Source organism: Goodfellowiella coeruleoviolacea, assembly GCF_024171785.1.
GTDB lineage: Bacteria > Actinomycetota > Actinomycetes > Mycobacteriales > Pseudonocardiaceae > Goodfellowiella > Goodfellowiella coeruleoviolacea.
The window spans coordinates 1-19,334 of sequence record NZ_JAMTCK010000024.1 but is presented as its reverse complement, the minus strand read 5'-3'; the positions used below and the strand labels follow the sequence as shown (position 1 = coordinate 19,334).

The 19,334-nt window shown below is 73.2% G+C and carries 11 protein-coding genes; all 11 read left to right on the top strand.

Going from position 1 to position 19,334, the window contains the following annotated elements; translation table 11 throughout:
• Nucleotides 1-90 precede the first annotated feature (90 nt).
• Nucleotides 91-453: a nuclear transport factor 2 family protein gene (locus LX83_RS35220; protein ID WP_253779819.1), complete on the top strand. Its 363-nt coding sequence runs from the start codon at nt 91-93 to the stop codon at nt 451-453.
• 61 nt (nt 454-514) lie between these two features.
• Nucleotides 515-751: an MbtH family protein gene (locus LX83_RS35215; protein WP_253779814.1), complete on the top strand. Its 237-nt coding sequence runs from the start codon at nt 515-517 to the stop codon at nt 749-751.
• Nucleotides 752-783: 32 nt separating this feature from the next.
• Nucleotides 784-1,590 (top strand): alpha/beta fold hydrolase, encoded by an 807-nt coding sequence (locus tag LX83_RS35210; protein ID WP_253779812.1) that lies wholly within the window; start codon nt 784-786, stop codon nt 1,588-1,590.
• A 27-nt stretch (nt 1,591-1,617) separates the two neighbouring features.
• Entirely contained in the window at nt 1,618-2,562 is a 945-nt protein-coding gene (locus LX83_RS35205) for a TauD/TfdA family dioxygenase (protein WP_253779809.1), read from the top strand.
• A 48-nt stretch (nt 2,563-2,610) separates the two neighbouring features.
• Nucleotides 2,611-3,042: a cobalamin-dependent protein gene (locus LX83_RS35200; protein WP_253779807.1), complete on the top strand. Its 432-nt coding sequence runs from the start codon at nt 2,611-2,613 to the stop codon at nt 3,040-3,042.
• Nucleotides 3,035-4,426 (top strand): methylaspartate mutase, encoded by a 1,392-nt coding sequence (locus LX83_RS35195; protein WP_253779804.1) that lies wholly within the window; start codon nt 3,035-3,037, stop codon nt 4,424-4,426. The genes LX83_RS35200 and LX83_RS35195 overlap by 8 nt, the downstream gene beginning before the upstream one ends.
• Complete coding sequence (locus LX83_RS35190; protein ID WP_253779802.1) at nt 4,423-6,156, top strand: fatty acyl-AMP ligase; 1,734 nt, start codon at nt 4,423-4,425, stop codon at nt 6,154-6,156. The genes LX83_RS35195 and LX83_RS35190 overlap by 4 nt, the downstream gene beginning before the upstream one ends.
• On the top strand, nt 6,153-7,799 hold the full coding sequence (locus LX83_RS35185; RefSeq protein ID WP_253779800.1) for an acyl-CoA dehydrogenase family protein: 1,647 nt from the start codon (nt 6,153-6,155) through the stop codon (nt 7,797-7,799). Before LX83_RS35190 ends, LX83_RS35185 begins: the two co-directional genes overlap by 4 nt.
• Entirely contained in the window at nt 7,796-9,502 is a 1,707-nt protein-coding gene (locus tag LX83_RS35180; RefSeq protein WP_253779797.1) for an acyl-CoA dehydrogenase, read from the top strand. The genes LX83_RS35185 and LX83_RS35180 overlap by 4 nt, the downstream gene beginning before the upstream one ends.
• Nucleotides 9,499-9,768, top strand: coding sequence for an acyl carrier protein (locus tag LX83_RS35175; RefSeq protein WP_253779794.1), 270 nt, complete (start codon nt 9,499-9,501; stop codon nt 9,766-9,768). Before LX83_RS35180 ends, LX83_RS35175 begins: the two co-directional genes overlap by 4 nt.
• 36 nt (nt 9,769-9,804) lie before the next feature.
• Nucleotides 9,805-19,334, top strand: a 9,530-nt coding sequence (locus LX83_RS35170) for a non-ribosomal peptide synthetase (protein WP_253779791.1), incomplete at its 3' end; no start/stop codon positions are given.

The window sequence follows — 19,334 nt, the reverse complement described above, 5'->3', positions numbered from 1 at the left end:
TGTCTTCCGTGAAGGTGGGGTTGACGCTCCACTCGGGGCGCGAGTAGCTTCGCTTCCGGTGGGCGGAGCGCACTGGGGGAGAAAAATGTGATGGACTTGGCGAGCGCCAAGGAAAATGTCCACAGATATTACCGACTGGTCGACGAGGGCAACCATTCCGGATTGCTCGGACTGTTCGCCGAGGACGCGGTGTACGAGCGTCCTGGATATCAGCCGCTGGTGGGGCGGGCAGCATTGCGGGATTTCTATTCCGGCGAACGCGTGATCGCCGACGGCAGGCACACGGTGCGCACGCTGGTCGCCGAGGGCGATCGGATCGCGGTGCACGGTGACTTCGTCGGCGTGCTCAAGGACGGCACGGACGTGTCGCTGCGGTTCGCCGACTTCTTCGTGCTCGGCGCGGACGGCCGCTTCGTCCGCCGGGACACCTTCTTCTTCAGCCCGCTCGTCTGAGCGGGGCCTTCCCACGCCGGTGAGCCCGGCACCCGTGAAGAACCGATGAGGAGTGTGCAGGATGACCAACCCCTTCGAGGACCCTGACGGCCGCTACCTCGCGCTGGTCAACGAGGAGGGCCAGTACTCGCTGTGGCCCTCCTTCGTCGAGGTCCCCGCGGGCTGGACGGTGGCGCTGCCGGAGACCGACCGGCAGTCGTGCCTCGACTACATCAACACCAACTGGACCGACATGCGGCCGAAGAGCCTGGTGCGCGCCATGGAGGCCGACGCGGCCGCCCGCGCCACCGCGAACTGACCGCAGAAACCCCTGCCACGGACGGGAAAGCCATGCCGATCGTCACGGTGAACGGAATCCGGCTGAACTACGAGGACGTCGGCGCCGGCGACCCGGTGGTGATGGTGATGGGCACCGGCAGCGGTGGACGCGTGTGGCACCTGCACCAGGTGCCCGCGTTCATCGCGGCCGGGTACCGCGTGATCACCGTCGACAACCGGGGCATCCCGCCGTCGGACGAGTGCGCCGAGGGCTTCACCGTCGACGACATGGCGGCCGACATCGCCGCGCTCGTCGAGCACCTCGGGCTCGGGCCGTGCCGGCTGGTCGGCACCTCGCTCGGCGCGTTCGTGGTGCAGGAGCTGGCACTGGCGCGGCCCAGCCTGGTCCGCCAGGCGGTGCTGATGGCGACGCGGGGACGCGCGGACGTCTTCCGCACCGCGGTCGCCCGCGCGGAGATCGCGCTGCACGACTCCGGGGCCGTCGTGCCGCCGGTCTACGACGCGATCTACCGGGCCGTGCAGAACCTGTCGTCGAGGACGCTCAACGACGACGCCGCCATGACGGACTGGCTCGACCTGTTCGAGCTGAGCCCGATCACCGGTCCCGGTGTGCGGGCCCAGCTGGAACTCAGCCTGTCGGACAACCGGCTCGCCGCCTACCGCAGCATCGAGGTGCCGTGCCAGGTGATCGCCTTCGAGCACGACCTCAACGCACCGCCACACCTCGCACGCGAGGTGGCCGACGCCATCCCGGGCGCGCGGTTCGACGTGGTGCCCGGGTGCGGGCACTACGGCTACCTCGAGGACCCGGTGGCGGTCAACAAGATCATCGTTGAATTCTTCCGCACCGCGGCCTGACCGACCGGTGCGACGAGGGGGAATCCCGTGACCGACACGCTCACGTGGCAGCCGTTGGAACTCACACCGACCGACCTCGGTGTGGCACCGGGCGCCGCCGCGCTCGCACAGCACCTCGGCTCGGCCACCGCCGAGATCGACGCGCTGCTCGTGGCGAACAAGGCCATCGTCTTCCGCGGGTTCGGCGTCACCGCGGACACGCTGGAGCCGGTGATGGACCGGCTGCTGCCGAACCGGCTGGCGTACGTGCACGGCAACTCGCCGCGCACCAAGGTCGGCGACAACGTCTACACCTCGACCGAGTACCCGCAGGAACTCACGATCTCCATGCACAACGAACTCTCCTACGCCGCCCAGTGGCCGACGCGGCTGCTGTTCTTCTGCGCGGTGGCACCGGCGACCGGCGGCGCGACGCCCGTGGTCGACGGGGTGCGCTGGCTCGCGGCGCTCGACGAGGAGGTGCGTGCCGCGTTCGCGGGCGGGGTGCGGTACCGCCAGAACCTGCACGCGGGCTACGGCCTCGGCAAGAGCTGGCAGGAGACCTTCGAGACCGACAGCCGCGCCGAGGTCGAGGCGTTCCTCGCCGGCGCGGGCTGCGAGTGGGAGTGGAAGGACGACGACGGGCTGCGTGTCGAGGCGGTGCGGCCGTCCACGATCCGGCACCCGGTGACCGGCGACGAGGTCTGGTTCAACCAGTCCGACCAGTGGCACCCGGCGGCGCTCGGCGACGAGACCGCCCGGGAGTTGGCCGAGATCCTGCCGCCGGAGGAACTGCCGCAGTCGGTCGCGTTCGCCGACGGCACGCCGATCCCGGACGCCTACGCCGTCCAGGTCCGCGACCGCGGTCTTGCGGCCGCGGTGGACGTGGACTGGCACGAGGGCGACCTGATGCTGATCGACAACGTGCTGGTCGGGCACGGACGGCGCCCGTTCACCGGGCCCCGCCGCGTGCTGGTGGCGATGTCCGACTGAGTCGACCGCACGGACACGGACGAGTTGGGGGGATCGGGGATGTCCCATGTGGACGATCGAGTAGTCGTGCTCGGTGTCGCGGAGAGCGATGCGCACGCGGTGGCCAACCGGCTGATCGAGTTCCAGCTGCGCGAACTCGGCTTCGCGGTGGTGAACCTCGGGGTGTGCACACCGCTCGCCGACTTCGCCGACGCGGTGGCCGCACACCCGCAGGCCCGCGCGGTGGTGATCGGCAGTGTCAACGGGCACGCGGTGGCGGACCTGCGTGACCTGCCCGCGCTGCGCGGGGCCGGGCGGCTGCCGTGCCCCGTCGTGGTGGGCGGCAACCTCACGATCGACCCGGCCGACCGGCCGGAAGCCAAGCGGCAGCTGCTCGCACTGGGGGTCGACCACGTGCTCGACGACCTCACCGAGCTGGCGCCGCTGCTGCTGGCGCCGCCCGACGGCGCGCAGGTGCCGGACGAGGTAGTCCGTGCCTGACGACACCCTGCTGCGGCTCGCGCCGCGGGTGGGCGCGAGCCTGCCGTCGTGGCGCGAGGTCGTGGCCTACCTGCGCGACTCCGGCAGACCCACCGCGATCGACGTACTGCGATCCGCGCGGGCCACCGGCAGGCCGGTCCTGCAGCCCCGCTGCGGAGTCGGCGGGCACGAGGAGATGCTGGCGTTGCTGCGCCACCTGGACACCGCCGCCGCGCCCGGCATGCTGTCGGTCACCATCGACTCGCACACGCGGCTCGGCCACTTCGTCACCGCGGCACGCGAGCTGAGGACCGATCCCGGCCGGCTCAACGGTTACCCGCTCGTGGCGCACGGCTGGGCCCGCGGCCGCGAGCTGACCGAGTCGGTGCGGGTGCCCCTGGAGGTGCGGCACGGCTCGCCGGACGCCCGCGAGCTGTTCGCGTCCGCGCTGGCCGCCGGCATCAGCTCGTTCGAGGGCGGCGGGATCGGCTACAACCTGCCGTACTCAAAGGACGTCCCGCTCGCCGAGTCGTTGTCGGCGTGGCAGCGGGTGGACGCGGTCACCGCCGCGCTCGCCGCCGAGGGCGTGGTGCTCGAACGGGAGCTGTTCGGCACGCTCACCGCGGTGCTCGTGCCGCCGTCGGTGAGCCTCGCGTGCACGCTGCTGGAGGCCGTGCTCGCCACCGAGCAGGGCGTGCGGAGCGTGTCGATCGCCTACCCGCAGGGCGGCGAGATCCACCAGGACGTCGCCGCGTTGCGCGCCATCACGCTGCTTTGCGAGCGGTACCTGCCGCAGGACACCGAGGTGTTCCCGGTGCTGCACGTGTTCATGGGTGTCTTCCCGAGGGACCGGGCCGCGGCCGACGCGCTGGTCTTCCACGGCGCGCTCACCGGCAGGCTCGGCGGTGCCACCAAGGTCATCACCAAGACCAGGGACGAGGCGTGGGGCATCCCGTCGGCCGAGGCCAACGCGCTCGGCCTGATCACCTCGGCGGTCGCGACCTCGCCGCTGCTGGACTTCATCCGCCTCGACGAGGCCAGGATCGCCGAGGAGACGGCCTGGATCCTCACCGAGGTCGCCGAGCTGGTCGAACCGCTGCTCGCGGCGCGGGACCGGGTCGCGGCCGTGTGCGCCGCGTTCGCGTCCGGCGCGCTCGACGTGCCGTTCAGCGCGAGCAGGAACGCCCGCGCCGCCGTGCTGCCGGCCCGCGACCCTGGCGGCGCCATCCGCTACCTGTCGCCGGGCGGCCTGCCGTTCTCCGCATCGACGCTCCGGCGCAACCGCGAGCTGCTCGCCGACCGGGCGGGCCGCGGTGATGTCACCGACGTCACCGGCGTGGTGGCGGACATCAACCACTTCGCCGACGCGATCCCCGTCAGGACACCGGAAGTGAGCCAGCGATGACCGAACCGATGACCATCGACGAAGCGCCGGACGTGTGCACGCTGATGCGCGACCGGGCCGTGCACCGCGCCGACTCCCGCGCCGTCGTCATGGTGTCCGATCCGGACACCGAGGACGGCGCGGCCTGGCTCACCCACGCCGAACTGGACGAGCGGGCGCGGCGGATCGCGGTCTGGCTGTCCGCTAGGGCACCCCTCGGCTCCCGCGTCCTGCTGCTGTTCCCGGCGGGACTCGACTTCATCACCGCGCTCCTCGGCTGCCTGCACGCCGGGATGATCGCGGTCCCCGCACCCGTGCCCGGTCCGCGCCCCCACGAGCGGCAGCGGCTGCGCCGCATCGCCGACAACGCCAGCACGGCGGTCGTGCTGACCGAAGCCGCCGCCGAGGCAGCCGTGCGGGCGTGGGCGGCCGAGCACGCGCCCTCGGCCGTGATCGGCGTGACCCCGGTCGACGCCGACGTCGACGCGTGGCGCGCACCGGACAGCGACCGCGACAGCGTTGCCGTGCTGCAGTACACGTCCGGCTCGACCGCTGACCCGAAGGGCGTCGTGATCACCCACGGCAACCTGCTGTCCAACGCGAGCGGCGTGGCGCGGGTGTTCGGGTTCGACGAGAACAGCCGGATCGGCGGCTGGATCCCGAACTACCACGACATGGGGCTGATGGGGCACCTGCTGCCGCCGCTGTTCTTCGGCGCGACGTCGGTGCTGATGAGCCCCGGCGCGTTCCTCAAGCGCCCGCACCTGTGGCTGCGGTTGATCGACCGGTACGGCCTCACCGTGTCCGCCGCACCGGATTTCGCGTTCGAGCTGTGCTGCAGGCGGGTCACCGACGCGCAGGTCGACGGGCTGGACCTGTCGCGGTGGCGGCTCGCGGTGAACGGGTCGGAGCCGGTGAAGGCGTCCGTGCTCGCCGCGTTCACCGAACGGTTCGCCCGGTACGGCTTCCGGCCGGAGACCATGATGCCGTGCTTCGGCATGGCCGAGGCCACGCTGTTCGTGTCCGGCACACCCGGCCGCCCGCCGGTGACGCTCGACGTGGACGCCGAGGAACTCGAACACCACCGGTTCGCACCGGTGCGCGGTGACCGTCCAAGTCGGACACTCGTGTCCTGCGGCACCGTGCACGACTGCACCGCGCGCATCGTGGACCCGGCCACCCGGGTGGCCCTGCCCGAAGGGCACATCGGTGAACTCTGGCTGCGCGGCGCCAGCGTCGCGGCCGGCTACTGGGGTGACCAGGCCGCGAGCGCCGCCGGGTTCGGTGCGGTGACCGCCGACGGCGAGGGCCCGTTCCTGCGCACCGGCGACCTCGCGCTGCTGCACGACGGGGAGTTGTACGTCACCGGCCGCATCAAGGAGGTCCTCGTGATCCGTGGCCGCAACCTCTACCCGCAGGACGTGGAGAGCGAGCTGCGTGCCCGCCACCGCGACCTCGAACACGGCGTTGGCGCGGTGTTCACCGTGCCGGCGGGCCACGACGGTGAGGCGCTGGTCGTCACGCACGAGGTCCGCGGCCGCCACGAACGCGAGTACCTCGCCGGCCTCGCCGGTGCGATGAGGCAGACCGTCGCGCGGGAGTTCGGCGTGCGTGCCGCGGGCGTTGTGCTGCTGCGCCCCGGCGGTGTCCGCCGCACGACCAGCGGCAAGATCCAGCGGCTGCTCATGCGCAGGCTCTACCTCGGCGGCGAGCTGGAGGCCGTGCACGTCGACGGCGAGGGCCGGGCATGACCGCGGGCGCGCCAGCGCGGCTCGCCGCGCACACCGTTGCCGCCGTCCTGAGCGGACGGTCCGGGCCGGGTGGCCCGTTCGACCCCGCCGAGCTGGCACGGCTCGACGAGGCGGAGGAGTTCCCCGCCGCCGCGTGCGCCGAACTGGACGCGGCAGGCCTGCCGGACTGGTACGTCCCGGCCCGCTTCGGCGGTGCGCTCGCGGAACTGCCGGACGTGATGGCGGTGATGCGGGCGACGGCCCGGCGCGACCTGACCGTGGCCATCGCGCACGGCAAGACGTTCCTCGGTTCGGTGTCCGTGTGGGTCGCGGGGTCGGCCGACCAGGCCGCCGCGCTGGCGTCGGCCGTGCGCTCGGGCGGGATCGTGTCGTGGGGCCTCACCGAACGCGACCACGGCAGCGACCTGATGGCCGGTGCGGTCACCGCGACCAGGCACGGCGACGGCTGGGTGCTCGACGGTGCCAAGTGGCTGATCAACAACGCCACCCGGGCGGACCTCATGTGCGTCCTCGCCCGCACCGAACCCGGCGGCGGACCACGCGGCTTCAGCGTGTTCCTCGCCGACCTGAGGGATCCGCGCCCCGGCACCGTGCGCCGCACGCCGAAGCTGCGCACGCACGGCATCCGCGGCGCGGACATCAGCGGTGTCGAGTTCACCGGTGCGGCTGCCGTGCTGGTCGGCGACGAGGGCGCCGGGATCGAGATCACCCTCAAGGCGCTGCAGCTGACCCGCACCACGTGCACGGTGCTGTCGCTGGGCGCGGGCGACCACGCGGTGGCGATCGCTGCGGAGTTCCTGCGGGAGCGGGTGCTGGGACGCCGCAGGCTGTCCGACGTGCCGAGGATGCGGCGCGTGCTGGGCGAGGCCGCCACGGGTGTGCTCCTCGCGGAGGCGGCCGCCGTCGTCGCGGCCCGCTCCGCCCACACGCTGCCCGACGAGCTGAGCGTGACGTCCGCACTGGTGAAGGCATTCGTGCCGACCGCGGTCGAGCAGTCGATCGAGCAGCTGGCCGAGCTGATGGGCACGCGCGGGTTCCTCACCGCCGACTACCGCCACGGCGAGTTCGCGAAGCTCGAGCGCGACCACCGGATCGTGGGGCTGTTCGACGGCAGCACGCTCGTCAACCGCGCCTCGCTCATCACGCAGTTCCCCCGGCTCGCGCGGCGGAACGCGCTCGACGTGACCACCACGGTGTGCCTTGCCGAGCCACTGCCCACATTGGACACCGCGCGCCTCGTGCTGGTGTCCCGCACGGGCAACGCGATCGTCTCCGGGCTGTCCTCGGCGCTCGCCGAGCTGCCCGCCGAGTTCGCGGACCTCGCCGACGCGCTGCTGCGGGAGTCGGGCGCGGTGCACGCCGAACTGGCTCGCCACCGGCCCGTCGCCCGTGCCGTGCCGACGGCCGCGTTCCGGCTCGCCGAGCGGTACGAGCTGCTGTTCGCGGCCGCGGCCGCGGTGCACGTGTGGGTGGCCAACCCCGCGTCGCGGTGGGAACGCGGCTGCTGGCTGCGCGCCTGCCTCACGCTCGCCCTGACCCGGCTCGGGGTGCCGGTCGACGGCGCTGACGACGCGTACGAGGACGTGGCGGCCGCCGTGCTCGCGCACGGCGCGGTGTCGCTGCTGGACGGAGGTCGAGCATGACCGGCGCGGCGCGGGTGGCGGACCTGGAGCGACGGCTCGGGGACCCGTTCGACCCGGCGAACCCGTTGTCGTTCGCCGAGATCCTGGCCGCGGACGAACGCGGTGAGATGTTCGCGGCGGGGGAGCGGGCACTGGACGAGTTCGGGCTGGGCGCCGAGTTCGTGCCGTCGGCCGACGGCGGCAGGCTCACCCGGCTCGACCACCTCGTCGAGCTGATGCGCTCGGTGTACCGGCGCGACCCCTGCCTCGGGCTCGGCTACGGCGCCAGCTCGCTCATCGCCGGGGTCAACGTGTGGACCGCGGGCGGTTCCGCGCAGCGCGGCCGCGTCGCGGACCTGTTGCTGTCCGGCAGGAAGGTGGCGTGCGCGTTCCACGAGCTGGCCCACGGCAACGACATGGCCGGTGCCGACTTCGCGGCCACCCCCGACGGTGACCACCTCGTCCTGCGCGGCCGCAAGGAGGTGATCACCAACGTCCAGCGCGCCGACGCCGTCGTCGTGTTCGCGCGCACCGGCGACCGGCCGGGCAGCCGCAGCCACTCACTCGTCCTGCTGGACAAGGCGGAGCTGCCCGGCGACGCGCTCTCCTACCTGCCTCGGTTCCGCACGGTGGGCATGCGTGGCGTGCAACTCGGCGGGCTCGTCGTGGACGGCGCCCGGATCGGCCGGGACGCGGTGCTCGGCGCGGAGGGCGGCGCGCTGGAGACCGCGATGCGCGCCCTGCAGATCACCCGCACCACGCTGGTGGCGATGTCGACCGGGCTGCTCGACACCGGCCTGCGCGTCACCCTGCGGCACACCGCGAACCGCACGCTCTACGGCCGCCGCGCGGTCGACATCCCGCACCTGCGATCCGTGCTCACCGGTGCGTTCGCGGACCTGCTGACGGCCGAGGCGTTCGCGACCGTCGCCACCCGCGCGCTGCACGTGCTGCCCGGGCAGACGAGCGTGTACGCGCCAGCCGTCAAGTACGGCGTCGCCAAGCTCGTCCTCGACGCGGTGCACCAGCTGTCCGTCGTGATGGGCGCGCGGTTCTACCTGCGCGACGGCGCGCACGGGATCTTCCAGAAGCTGGTGCGCGACGTGAAACCGGTCGGCTTCGGCCACATCGGACGGCCGGTCTGCCAGTCCACGATCCTGCCGCAGCTGCCCGCGCTCGCTCGCCGCGCGTGGCTTTCGGGGGATGGGGCGCCCGCCGTGTTGTTCGACCTCGGCGCCGACCTGCCGCCGCTGTCGTTCGACGCGCTCGCGCTGAGCGCGGGCGGTCGCGACCCGCTCGCGTCGTCGCTCCTGGCCGCGGCCGAGGGCGCCGACCCGCAGGTGCGTGCGCTCGCCGGGCCGTTCGCCGCACGGCTGCGCGACCTGGCCGCCCGGTGCGCCGGCCTCGCACCACGAGACCTCGCGATGACCGCGCCGAACCGGTCCTACGACCTGGTCGAGGCCTACGTGACGGTCCTGACGGCGACCGCGTGCCTGCAGCTGTGGCGGCACAACCGGACGGACGCGTTCCTCGGCGACCCCGCGTGGCTCTCCGCCGCGCTCACCCGCCTGTCGCGGCAGCCGGGCGGTCCCGTGCCGCTGCTGCCGGAGCCGGTCGAGGCGCGGCTGTTCGACGAGCTTTCCCAGCGGTTGGCGGACAACCGCGGTTTCGGCATCGCGAACAGGCCGTTCGCGACCGGCACGACGAAGGAGAAGAGCGCATGACCGCCGACATTTCCACCCCCACGGTCGAGTCGATCGGCGCCTGGCTGACCGAACGCGTCGCCGAGTACGTCGACGCGCCGAAGGAGAGCATCGCGTCGGACGTCCCGTTCGGCGAGTACGGGCTGGACTCGGTCGCCGCGTTCACCGTGTGCACCGATATCGAGGACCACCTCGGCCTGGTGCTCGAACCCACCGTGCTGTGGGACCACCCCACCATCGACGCGCTGAGCGCGTTCCTGGTCGGCGAGCTGAACACGGCCCGCTGACCACCGCACCCCTCGTCCGTCCGAAGAGGAGAGACAGTGCCTGACGCGAACAGCGGCCGGTTGCGTGCGCTGCCGAGCCAGCACGGGATCTGGTACGGCCAGGCGATCGCGCCGGACAGCCCGCACTACAACTGCGCGGTCCGGCTGACGATCGACGGCCCGCTCGACCCGGGGCTGCTTGAGCGTGCGGTCCGGCACGCGGCCGGTGAGGCCGAGGCGCTGCGTGTCGTGCTGGCACAGGACGACGAGGGGTTGTGGCAGGTGCCGTGGACCGGGGACGTCCCGTTCCACGGCGTGGACCTCACGTGCGCGCCGGACCCCGAGGCCGCCGCCGGCGAGTGGATGGCGGCCGACCTGGCCACCCCGGTCCGGCTCGGCGACGGCCCGCTGTTCACCCACGCGCTGCTGCGGACCGGCCCGGAGTCGTGGGAGTTCTACCTGCGCTACCACCACATCGTGCTCGACGGGTTCGGGCAGCTGCTGTACCTGCGGCGGATCGCGGAGCTGTACTCGGCGTTCACCGTCGGTGCCACGCCGCCCGCCACCCGGTTCGCACCGCTGGCGACGCTCGTCGAGGAGGCCGACGCCTACCCGCGGTCGCCGCGTGCGGAGCGGGACCGCGCGCACTGGGCACGGACGTGCGCCGAGCCGGTGGCGCCGGCCAGGCTCACCGGCCGTGCCGCTCCGCCGTCGGCGACGACCGCGCACACCGCCGTGGACCTGACCCCGGCACAGCGCGCCGGGGTGCACGCGGTCGCACGGGAACTGGGCACCCGGTGGTCGGCGGTGGTGATCGCAGCGGTCGCGGCCTACCTGCACCGGATGACGGGACAGCGCGAACTGGTCCTCGGGGTGCCGATGGCCGCGCGGATGACCGCGGCGGCACTCGCCACGCCGGCCGTGCTGGCGAACCAGTTGCCGCTGCGGCTGACCGTCGCCGAGGACATCACCTTCGCCGAGCTGGTCGCCCAGACCACGACGCGACTGCGGGACGTGGTGAACCACCAGCGCCACCGCGCCGAGGACGTCCACCGGGACACCGGGCAGACCGCCACCGGTCCGGTGGTGAACGTGATGTCGTTCGGGCTGGACTGGAAGCTCGGCCAGGCGACGGCGGCCGTGCGGCAGCTGTCCGCCGGGCCGGTGCACGACCTCGCGATCAACGTGTACGGCGACGCGGGCGCGGGCACCGGCATCCGGCTCAACCTCCACGGCAACTCCGCGCTGTACACCGCGGCCGACCTCGTCGGGCACCAGGAGCGGTTCGTGGCGTTCCTGGGGTTGCTCACCGCCGACCCCGCCGCGCCGGTCGGCGGCCTGCCGGTGCTGCCTGCCGCCGAGCGGCACCGCGTGCTGGTGGCGTGGAACGACACCAGCCGGACCGTGCCCGCGCTGTCGGTGCCCGCGCTGTTCGAACGGCAGGTCCGCTCCGCGCCCGGCGCGCGGGCGGTCGTGGCTGGCGGAACCACGCTCACCTACGCGGAGGTGAACTTCGCCGCCAACGCGCTCGCCAGGAAGCTGATCGCGGCGGGCGCCGGGCGCGAAACCCTCGTGGGGCTGGCACTTCCACGCGACGAGCGGCTGGTCGTCGCCGTGCTCGCGGTGCTGAAAGCCGGTGCGGCGTACCTGCCGCTTGACCTCGACTACCCACTGGAGCGCACGCGGTTCATGCTCGCGGACGCCCGGCCCGCCATCGTGCTGACGACGGCGGCGGCGTCGCTGCCCGAGACCGCCGCGCGGCTGCTGTTCGTCGACGAGCCGCTCGTCCCGGACACCGCCGACGTCACCGACGCGGAGCGCGGCGGCCCGATCGAGGCCGCGCACCCCGCGTACGTCGTCTACACCTCCGGGTCCACCGGTGTGCCCAAGGGCGTGGTGGGCCTGCACGGCGGCGCGGTGAACCGGCTGCTGTGGGGCCAGGAGGAGCTGCCGCACCGGCCCGGCGAGGTGGTGCTCGCCAAGAGTTCGCTCAACTTCATCGACGGCACGACCGAGCTGCTCGGCCCGCTGTCACACGGGGCGACCGTGGTGGTCGCGGACGCGATCCGCGACGTCGACCACCTGGTCGCACTGGTGGAACGGCACGGCGTCAACCGGCTGACCGTGGTGCCGAGCCTGCTGTCCGCGCTGCTCGACCGGGACGACACCGGGCGGCTGCGCTCGTGCGGGTGCTGGGTCAGCAGCGGCGAGGCGCTGCCGGTCGGCCTGGTCCGGCAGTTCCACGAGACGTTCCCGACCGCGCGGCTGACCAACCTCTACGGCTCCTCGGAGGCCAGCGGCGACAGCCTGTGCACGGACGCGTGGTCCGAGGACCCGGTCATCCCGATCGGCAGTCCACTGTGGAACACCAGGGCGTTCGTCCTCGACGCCGCGCTGAACCCGGTGCCGGTCGGCGTGACGGGGGAGCTGTACCTCGCGGGCGCCGGGCTCGCGCGTGGCTACCTCGGCCGCTCGGCCCTGACGGCCGAACGGTTCGTCGCCCACCCCTTCGCCGCCGGCACCAGGATGTACCGCACCGGTGACCTCGCGCGCTGGCGCGCCGACGGGCGGCTGGAGTACGCGGGCCGCGCCGACGACCAGGTGAAGATCCGCGGGACGCGGGTCGAGCTGGGCGAGGTGGAGGCGGTGCTGCGCGCCCACCCCGCGGTGGGTGCCGCGGTCGCCGCCGTGCGCGGTGACCGGCTCGTCGGGTACGTCACCGGCACCGCCGGAGTCGCCGACGTCCGGTCGTGGGCCGCCGCGCGGCTGCCGGCGGTCATGGTGCCCTCGGTCGTGGTCCCGCTGACCGCGATTCCCCTGACGCCCAACGGGAAGGTCGACCGAGCGGCACTGCCGCAGCCGCGCGTGACGGCAACGGGCCGGCTGCCGCGCACCGAGCCAGAACGGGTGCTGTGCGCACTGGTCGCGGAGGTGCTGCGGCTGCCGTCGGTCGGTGTGGACGACGACTTCTTCGCCCTTGGCGGACATTCGCTGTCGGCGACCAGGCTGATCAGCCGCGTCCGGGCCGCGCTCGGCGTGGAGCTGTCGATCGCGACCGTGTTCGACCGGCGGACCGTCGCGGGCATCGCGGCTGCCGTCGCCGAGAGCGCACCGGCACGGCGTGCGCTCGGCACCGGCGCGCTGCCCGACCCGATGCCGGTGTCCTCGGCGCAGCGGCGGCAGTGGCTGCTCAACCGGCTGCACGGGGAGGACGGCTCGGCATACCACATCTCCGTCACCGTCGGCCTGACCGGCGACCTCGACCGGCACGCGCTGACGCGCGCGCTGCGGGACGTGGTCGACCGGCACGAGACGCTGCGGACCGTCTTCGCCGAGCACGACGGCGAGCCCAGCCAGGTGGTGCTGCCCACCGACGAGGTCGCGTTCACCGTTGCGGTGCGGGACGTCACCGACACCGACCTGCCGACCGTGCTGGCCGACGCGGCCGCGGTCCCGTTCGACCTCGCGCACGACCTGCCGCTGCGGGCACTGCTGTTCCGCGTGGCCGACGACCGGCATGTGCTGCTGCTCGTCGTGCACCACATCGCCGCCGACGGCTGGTCGATGGCGCCGCTCGCCCGCGACCTGGGCGCCGCGTACACCGCGCGCGCGGCCGGCCGGGCACCCGGGTTCGCGCCGCTTCCCGTGCGGTACCGCGACTACACGCTCTGGCAGCGGGACCTGCTGGGACCCGAGGACGACGCGGACAGCACCGGCGCGCGGCAGCTGGCGTACTGGCGGGCCGCGCTCGACGGCGTGCCGGAGCGGATCGAGCTGCCCACCGACCGGCCGTATCCGGACGGGCCGGTCGGCCGAGGCGACCGGGTCGCGTTCACCGTCGACGCGGACACCCACGCCGCCGTGGTCGCACTGGCCGAGCGGACCGACACGAGCGTGTTCATGGTGCTGCACGCCGCACTCGCCGCGCTGCTGACCCGGCTCGGCGCGGGCACCGACATCCCCGTCGGCACCGCGATCGCGGGCCGCTCCGACGACGCGCTCGACCAGCTCGTCGGGTTCTTCGTCAACACGCTCGTGCTGCGCGTCGACACCGGCGGCAACCCGGCGTTCACCGAGCTGCTCGCCCGGGTGCGGGAAACCGACCTCGCGGCGTACGCGCACCAGGACGTGCCGTTCGACCGGGTCGTCGACGCCGTCAGCCCGGACCGCGCCGCCGGCCGCACACCGCTGGTGCAGGTGCTGCTCGCGCTGCAGAACAACGAGCGCGCCGAACTGTCCCTGCCCGGCCTGACCACCGACACGGCGGTCGTGGGCGCCGAGGCGGCAAAGGTCGACCTCCTGCTGGAGGTGACGGAGACGCCGGCGGGGCTGTCGGCCGTGCTCGAGTACGCGACGGACGTGTTCGACCGCGCGAGCGCCGAGTCGATCGCCGTGCGGTTCCGCAGGTTCCTCACCACCGTCGCCACCGCACCGGACACCCCGATCACCGCGGTCGACCTGCTCGACGACGAGGAGCGGCACCGGCTGCTCGTCGACTGGAACGGTACGGCGCGCCCGCGCTCGGCCGCGACGCTGCCGGAGCTGTTCGAGGCCACCGCGGCACGGCGCCCAGACGCGGACGCGGTGGTGTGCGAGGGCACCCGCCTGTCCTACGCCGACCTCGACGCCGCGGCGAACCGCCTCGCGCACCAGCTGATCGGGCTCGGCGCGGGACCGGACCGGTTCGTCGCGCTGCTGCTGCCGCGCTCGGCCGACGTGGTCGTCGCGATCCTCGCCGTGCTCAAGTCCGGTGCCGCCTACCTGCCGCTCGCCCCCGATCTGCCCGAGGAGCGGATCGCGGGCATCCTCGCCGAGGTCAACCCGGTCGCGGTGGTCACCGACGAGGACCACGCCGGCCTGCCCTACCCCCGCGTCGCACCCGCGGACGCCGACGGCATGCCGGACACGAGACCCGACCGCCTGCTGCGGCCGGCCAACGCCGCGTACGCGATCTTCACCTCCGGGTCCACCGGCACCCCGAAGGGCGTGCTGGTGCCGCACGCCGAGGTCGTGCGGCTGTTCTCGTCGGTGTCGCGCTGGTACTCCTTCGGCGAGGACGACGTGTGGACGATGTTCCACTCCTACGCGTTCGACTTCTCCGTCTGGGAGCTGTGGGGTGCGCTGCTGCACGGAGGCACCGTGGTCGTGGTGCCCGATGACGTCACCAGGGCGCCCGCGAACCTCCTGCGGCTGCTGGCTGACGAGCGCGTGACGGTGCTCAGCCAGACCCCGTCGGCGTTCTACCAGCTCATGCGTGCCGACGAGGAGGACGCCGAGACCTCCGCCCGGCTCGCGCTGCGGTACGTGGTGTTCGGCGGCGAGGCACTGGACTTCGGCAGGCTCGCCGGCTGGTACGCCAGGCACGCCGACGACGCGCCGGTGCTGGTCAACGGTTACGGCATCACCGAGACCACCGTCTTCGACACGTTCTTCCCCCTGGACCGCCCGACCGCGGCGGGCCTGACCGCGTCGGCGATCGGCCTGCCCGTGGCAGACAAGCAGGCGTTCCCGCTGGACAGCGGGCTGCGGCCGACCCCACCGGGCACGCCGGGCGAGCTGTACGTGGCGGGCGGCGGCGTGGCCCGAGGCTACGTGAACCGGCCCGCGCTCACCGCGACCAGGTTCGTCGCCAACCCGTACGGGCCACCCGGCAGCCGGATGTACCGGTCCGGCGACGTGGCGCGGCGCAACGCGCAGGGCACGCTGGAGTACCTCGGGCGCGCGGACCAGCAGGTCAAGATCCGCGGGTTCCGCATCGAGCTGGGTGAGGTGCAGGCCGCGGTCGCCGCGCACCCGGAGGTCGCCGACTGCGCGGTGGTCGTCCACGAGGACGACGGCCGCAAGCGGCTCGTCGGCTACCTGGTGGCCGGCACGGACGCGGCGGGGCTCGCCGAGCGGGTGCGCGACCACGTGGCGCGCACCCTGCCCGGGTACATGGTGCCGTCGGCGTTCGTGACGCTCGACGCGCTTCCCCTGACCCGCAACGGAAAACTCGACCGCCGGGCGCTGCCCGCACCGGAGTGGACGGTGTCCTCGCGCCCACCGGGGACACCGGTCGAGGAGCTGCTGTGCGGGTTGTTCGCCGAGGTGCTCGGCGTGCCCGCGATCGGCGTGCACGACCGCTTCTTCGACCTGGGCGGCGACAGCATCGTCGCGATCCGCCTCGTCAGCCGGGCCCGTGCCGCGGGCTTGGCCATCTCGCCGCGGGACGTCCTGCTGAAGCAGACGGTCGCCGAGTTGGCCGCGGTCGCCGGCACTTCCGCGCCCGCGCGGTCCACTGAGGACACCGGGGTCGGTGTGCTGCCCGCCCCGCCCGTCGTGGCCCGGTTCGCCGAGCTGTGCACACCGGAGCAGTTCGCCCGTGCGCACCAGGCCGTGGTGCTGACCGTGCCCCCCGAACTGGGCCTGGACGCGCTCGTCACCGGACTCGCCGCCGTGGTGGACCGGCACGCCGCGCTGCGGGCCCGGCTCGTGCCTGGCCGGGACGGGTGGCGGATCCGCGTTGCCGCACCGGGATCGCTCGACGTGGCCGCGTGCGTGCGCCGGGTCGTGGCCGACGAGCGGACCGTGCACGACGCGATCCGCGACCAGGCCCGGATCGCCGCCGACGAACTCGACCCGGTCGCCGGTGATCTCCTGCGGGTGGTGTGGCTCGACACGGGCGGCACGGGACGGCTGCTGGTGGTGCTCCACCACCTCGCCGTGGACGGCGTCTCGTGGCGGATCCTGCTGCCGGACCTGCGCGACGCCTGCCGGTCCGTGGCCCTCGCACCGACGGGCACCTCGTACCGCACCTGGGCGGAGGGGCTCGCCGCGGCCGCGACGGCACCCGGGACGACCGCGCAGCTGCCGCTGTGGGAGGACGTGCTCGCCGGGGACCGCGACCTCGTGGCGGGTGAGTTCACCGGGGTGGCGGCCGCGGTCGGCCAGCTCGCACTGACCCTGCCGCGCGAGGTCACCGCGCCGCTGCTGTCGTCGGTGCCCGCCGCGTTGCACGCCGGTGTCGACGACGTGCTGCTGACCGCACTGAGCCGGGCCGTCCGCCGGTGGCGTGGCGTGTCCTCGGTCCTGGTGGACGTCGAGGGACACGGCCGCGTGGAACACCTCGTGCCCGGCGCCGAGCTGTCGCGGACCGTCGGCTGGTTCACCAGCGTGTACCCGGTGCGGCTCGACCCGGGCGACGGTGACGTGGTCGCCTCGGTCAAGCGGGTCAAGGAACAGTTGCGCGCCATCCCCGACGGCGGGGTCGGCTACGGGTTGCTGCGCTACGCCAACCCGCGCACCGCACCGGTGTTCGCCACCCGCCCGGCACCGCAGCTCGCCTTCAACTACCTTGGCCGGTTCGCCAGCGGCGGCACCACCGAGCCGTGGGCACTCAGCGACGAGAGCCGCGCGGTCAGCGGCGCCGCCGACCTGTGCACCCACCCGGTCGAGCTGAACGCGGTGACCGAGGACCGCCACGACGGCCCGCACCTGACCGCGACCTGGTCGTGGGCGGCCGACCTGCTCTCCGCCGAGGAGGTCCGGGAACTCGCCGAGCTGTGGTTCGGGGAGCTGCGGGCGATCGTGGCGGGCGCGGGCGCGGGCGCGGGCACCGGAAGTCGGACGCCGTCCGACTTCCCGCTGGTGGCGCTGACCCAGGACGAGATCGACCACTTCGAGGCGGAGGTCGACGGTCTGGCGGACGTGCTGCCGCTGTCACCACTGCAGCAGGGCCTGCTCTTCCACTCCACAGTGGACAACCGGGGCGTGGACGTCTACACCGCGCAGCTCGTGCTGCACCTGGACGGGCCGGTGGACGCGGACGCGCTGCGGGCCGCCGCGCAGACCCTGGTGGATCGGCACACCGTGCTGCGCACCGGGTTCCGGTGGCGGGCCGACGGCGAACCAGTGCAGGTCGTGGTCGACCGGGTCGAGGTGCCGTGGCGGGTCGTGGACACGCAGGAACCGGACGCGGTGATCGAGGCGGAGCGGACGGCCGGGTTCGTCATGGACCGCCCGCCGTTGCTGCGGTTCGTGCTGATCCGGTTGGGCGGCGACCGGCACCGGCTGGTGCTCACCAACCACCACATCCTGTGGGACGGCTGGTCGTTGCCGGTGTTGGCGAGTGAACTGTTCACCTGCTACGCGGACCCGGCGGCGGAGCTGCCGCGTGTCCCGCAATACCGGGAACACCTCGCGTGGCTGGCGCGCCAGGACCGCGCGGCGAGCGTCGCCGCGTGGTGTGACGCGCTCGCCGGGGTGGACGAACCCACGTTGGTGGCGCCGTCCGCGACCGACCACGTACCGGAGCTGCCCGGCCGCGTCACCACCGAACTGACCGCCGACCTCACCACCCGGCTCGCGGAGTCCGCCCGCAGGCTCGGCGTCACGGTCAACACCGTGTTCCAGGTGGCGTGGGCGATGGTGCTCGGCCAGCTGACCGGCCGCTCGGACGTGGTGTTCGGCGGCACGGTGTCCGGCCGCCCCGCCGACCTGCCCGGCGTCGAGCGCGTGGTCGGGCTGTTCATCAACACCGTGCCGGTGCGCGTCCGCGTGCCCGCCTCGGCCACCCTCGCCGAGGTGCTGGCGGAGGTGCAGGCCGAGCAGGCACGGCTCGTCGACCACCACCACCTCGGGCTCGCGGAGATCTCCCGTGCGGTCGGGGTCGCGGAGTTGTTCGACACCAAGATGGTGTTCGAGAACTACCCGCTCGACGCCGCCGACGGACTGGACGCGCTGGGTGCCGCCCAGGTCACCGACGTCGAGATCACCGACGCGACGCACTACCCGCTCTACATGTCCGCCATTCCCGGCGAGCGGCTGCGCGTCCGGCTGGACTACCAGCCCGCCCTGTTCGCCGCCGACGAGGTGCGGCGGGTGCTGGACCGCCTGACCCGCGTGCTCGTGGCGGTGGCGGACGACCCTGGCGTACGGGTGGCTGCGGTGGAGTTGTTGTCCGATGTGGAGCGTTCGTGGTTGGTGGATTCGTGGAACGCCACTGCTCGGCCGGTGGTTGGTGGGTCGGTGGTGGGGCAGTTCGAGGATGTGGTTGTGCGGCAGCCGGACGCGCTCGCGGTGGGGTCGTTGTCGTATGGGGAGTTGAACGCGCGGGCGAATCGGTTCGCGTGGTGGTTGGTGGCGTCCGGGGTGGGTCCGGGTGATCTGGTCGGGTTGGTGTTGCCGGGTTCGGTGGAGCTGGTCGTGGCGATGCTGGGGGTGTTGAAGGCTGGTGCGGGTTATGTGCCGGTGGATCCGGCGTATCCGGCTGAGCGGATCGCGTTCCTGCTGGCGGATTCCGCGCCGGTGTTGGTGGTCGACGACGTGGCGGTGGTGGATGTCGACGGGCCGGTGGAGGACCTCGGTGTGGTGATCGATCCGCGGTCGACGGCGTATGTGGTCTACACGTCGGGTTCGACGGGCAGGCCGAAGGGTGTGGTGGTGGAGCATCGGTCGTTGGGGGCGTATGTCGAGCGGGCCAGGGTGGTGTATCCGGCGGTGTCGGGTGTGTCGTTGGTGCACACGTCGTTCGCGTTCGATCTGACGGTGACGGGGTTGTGGTCGCCGTTGGTGGCGGGTGGGCGTGTTCTGGTTGGTCCGTTGGAGGG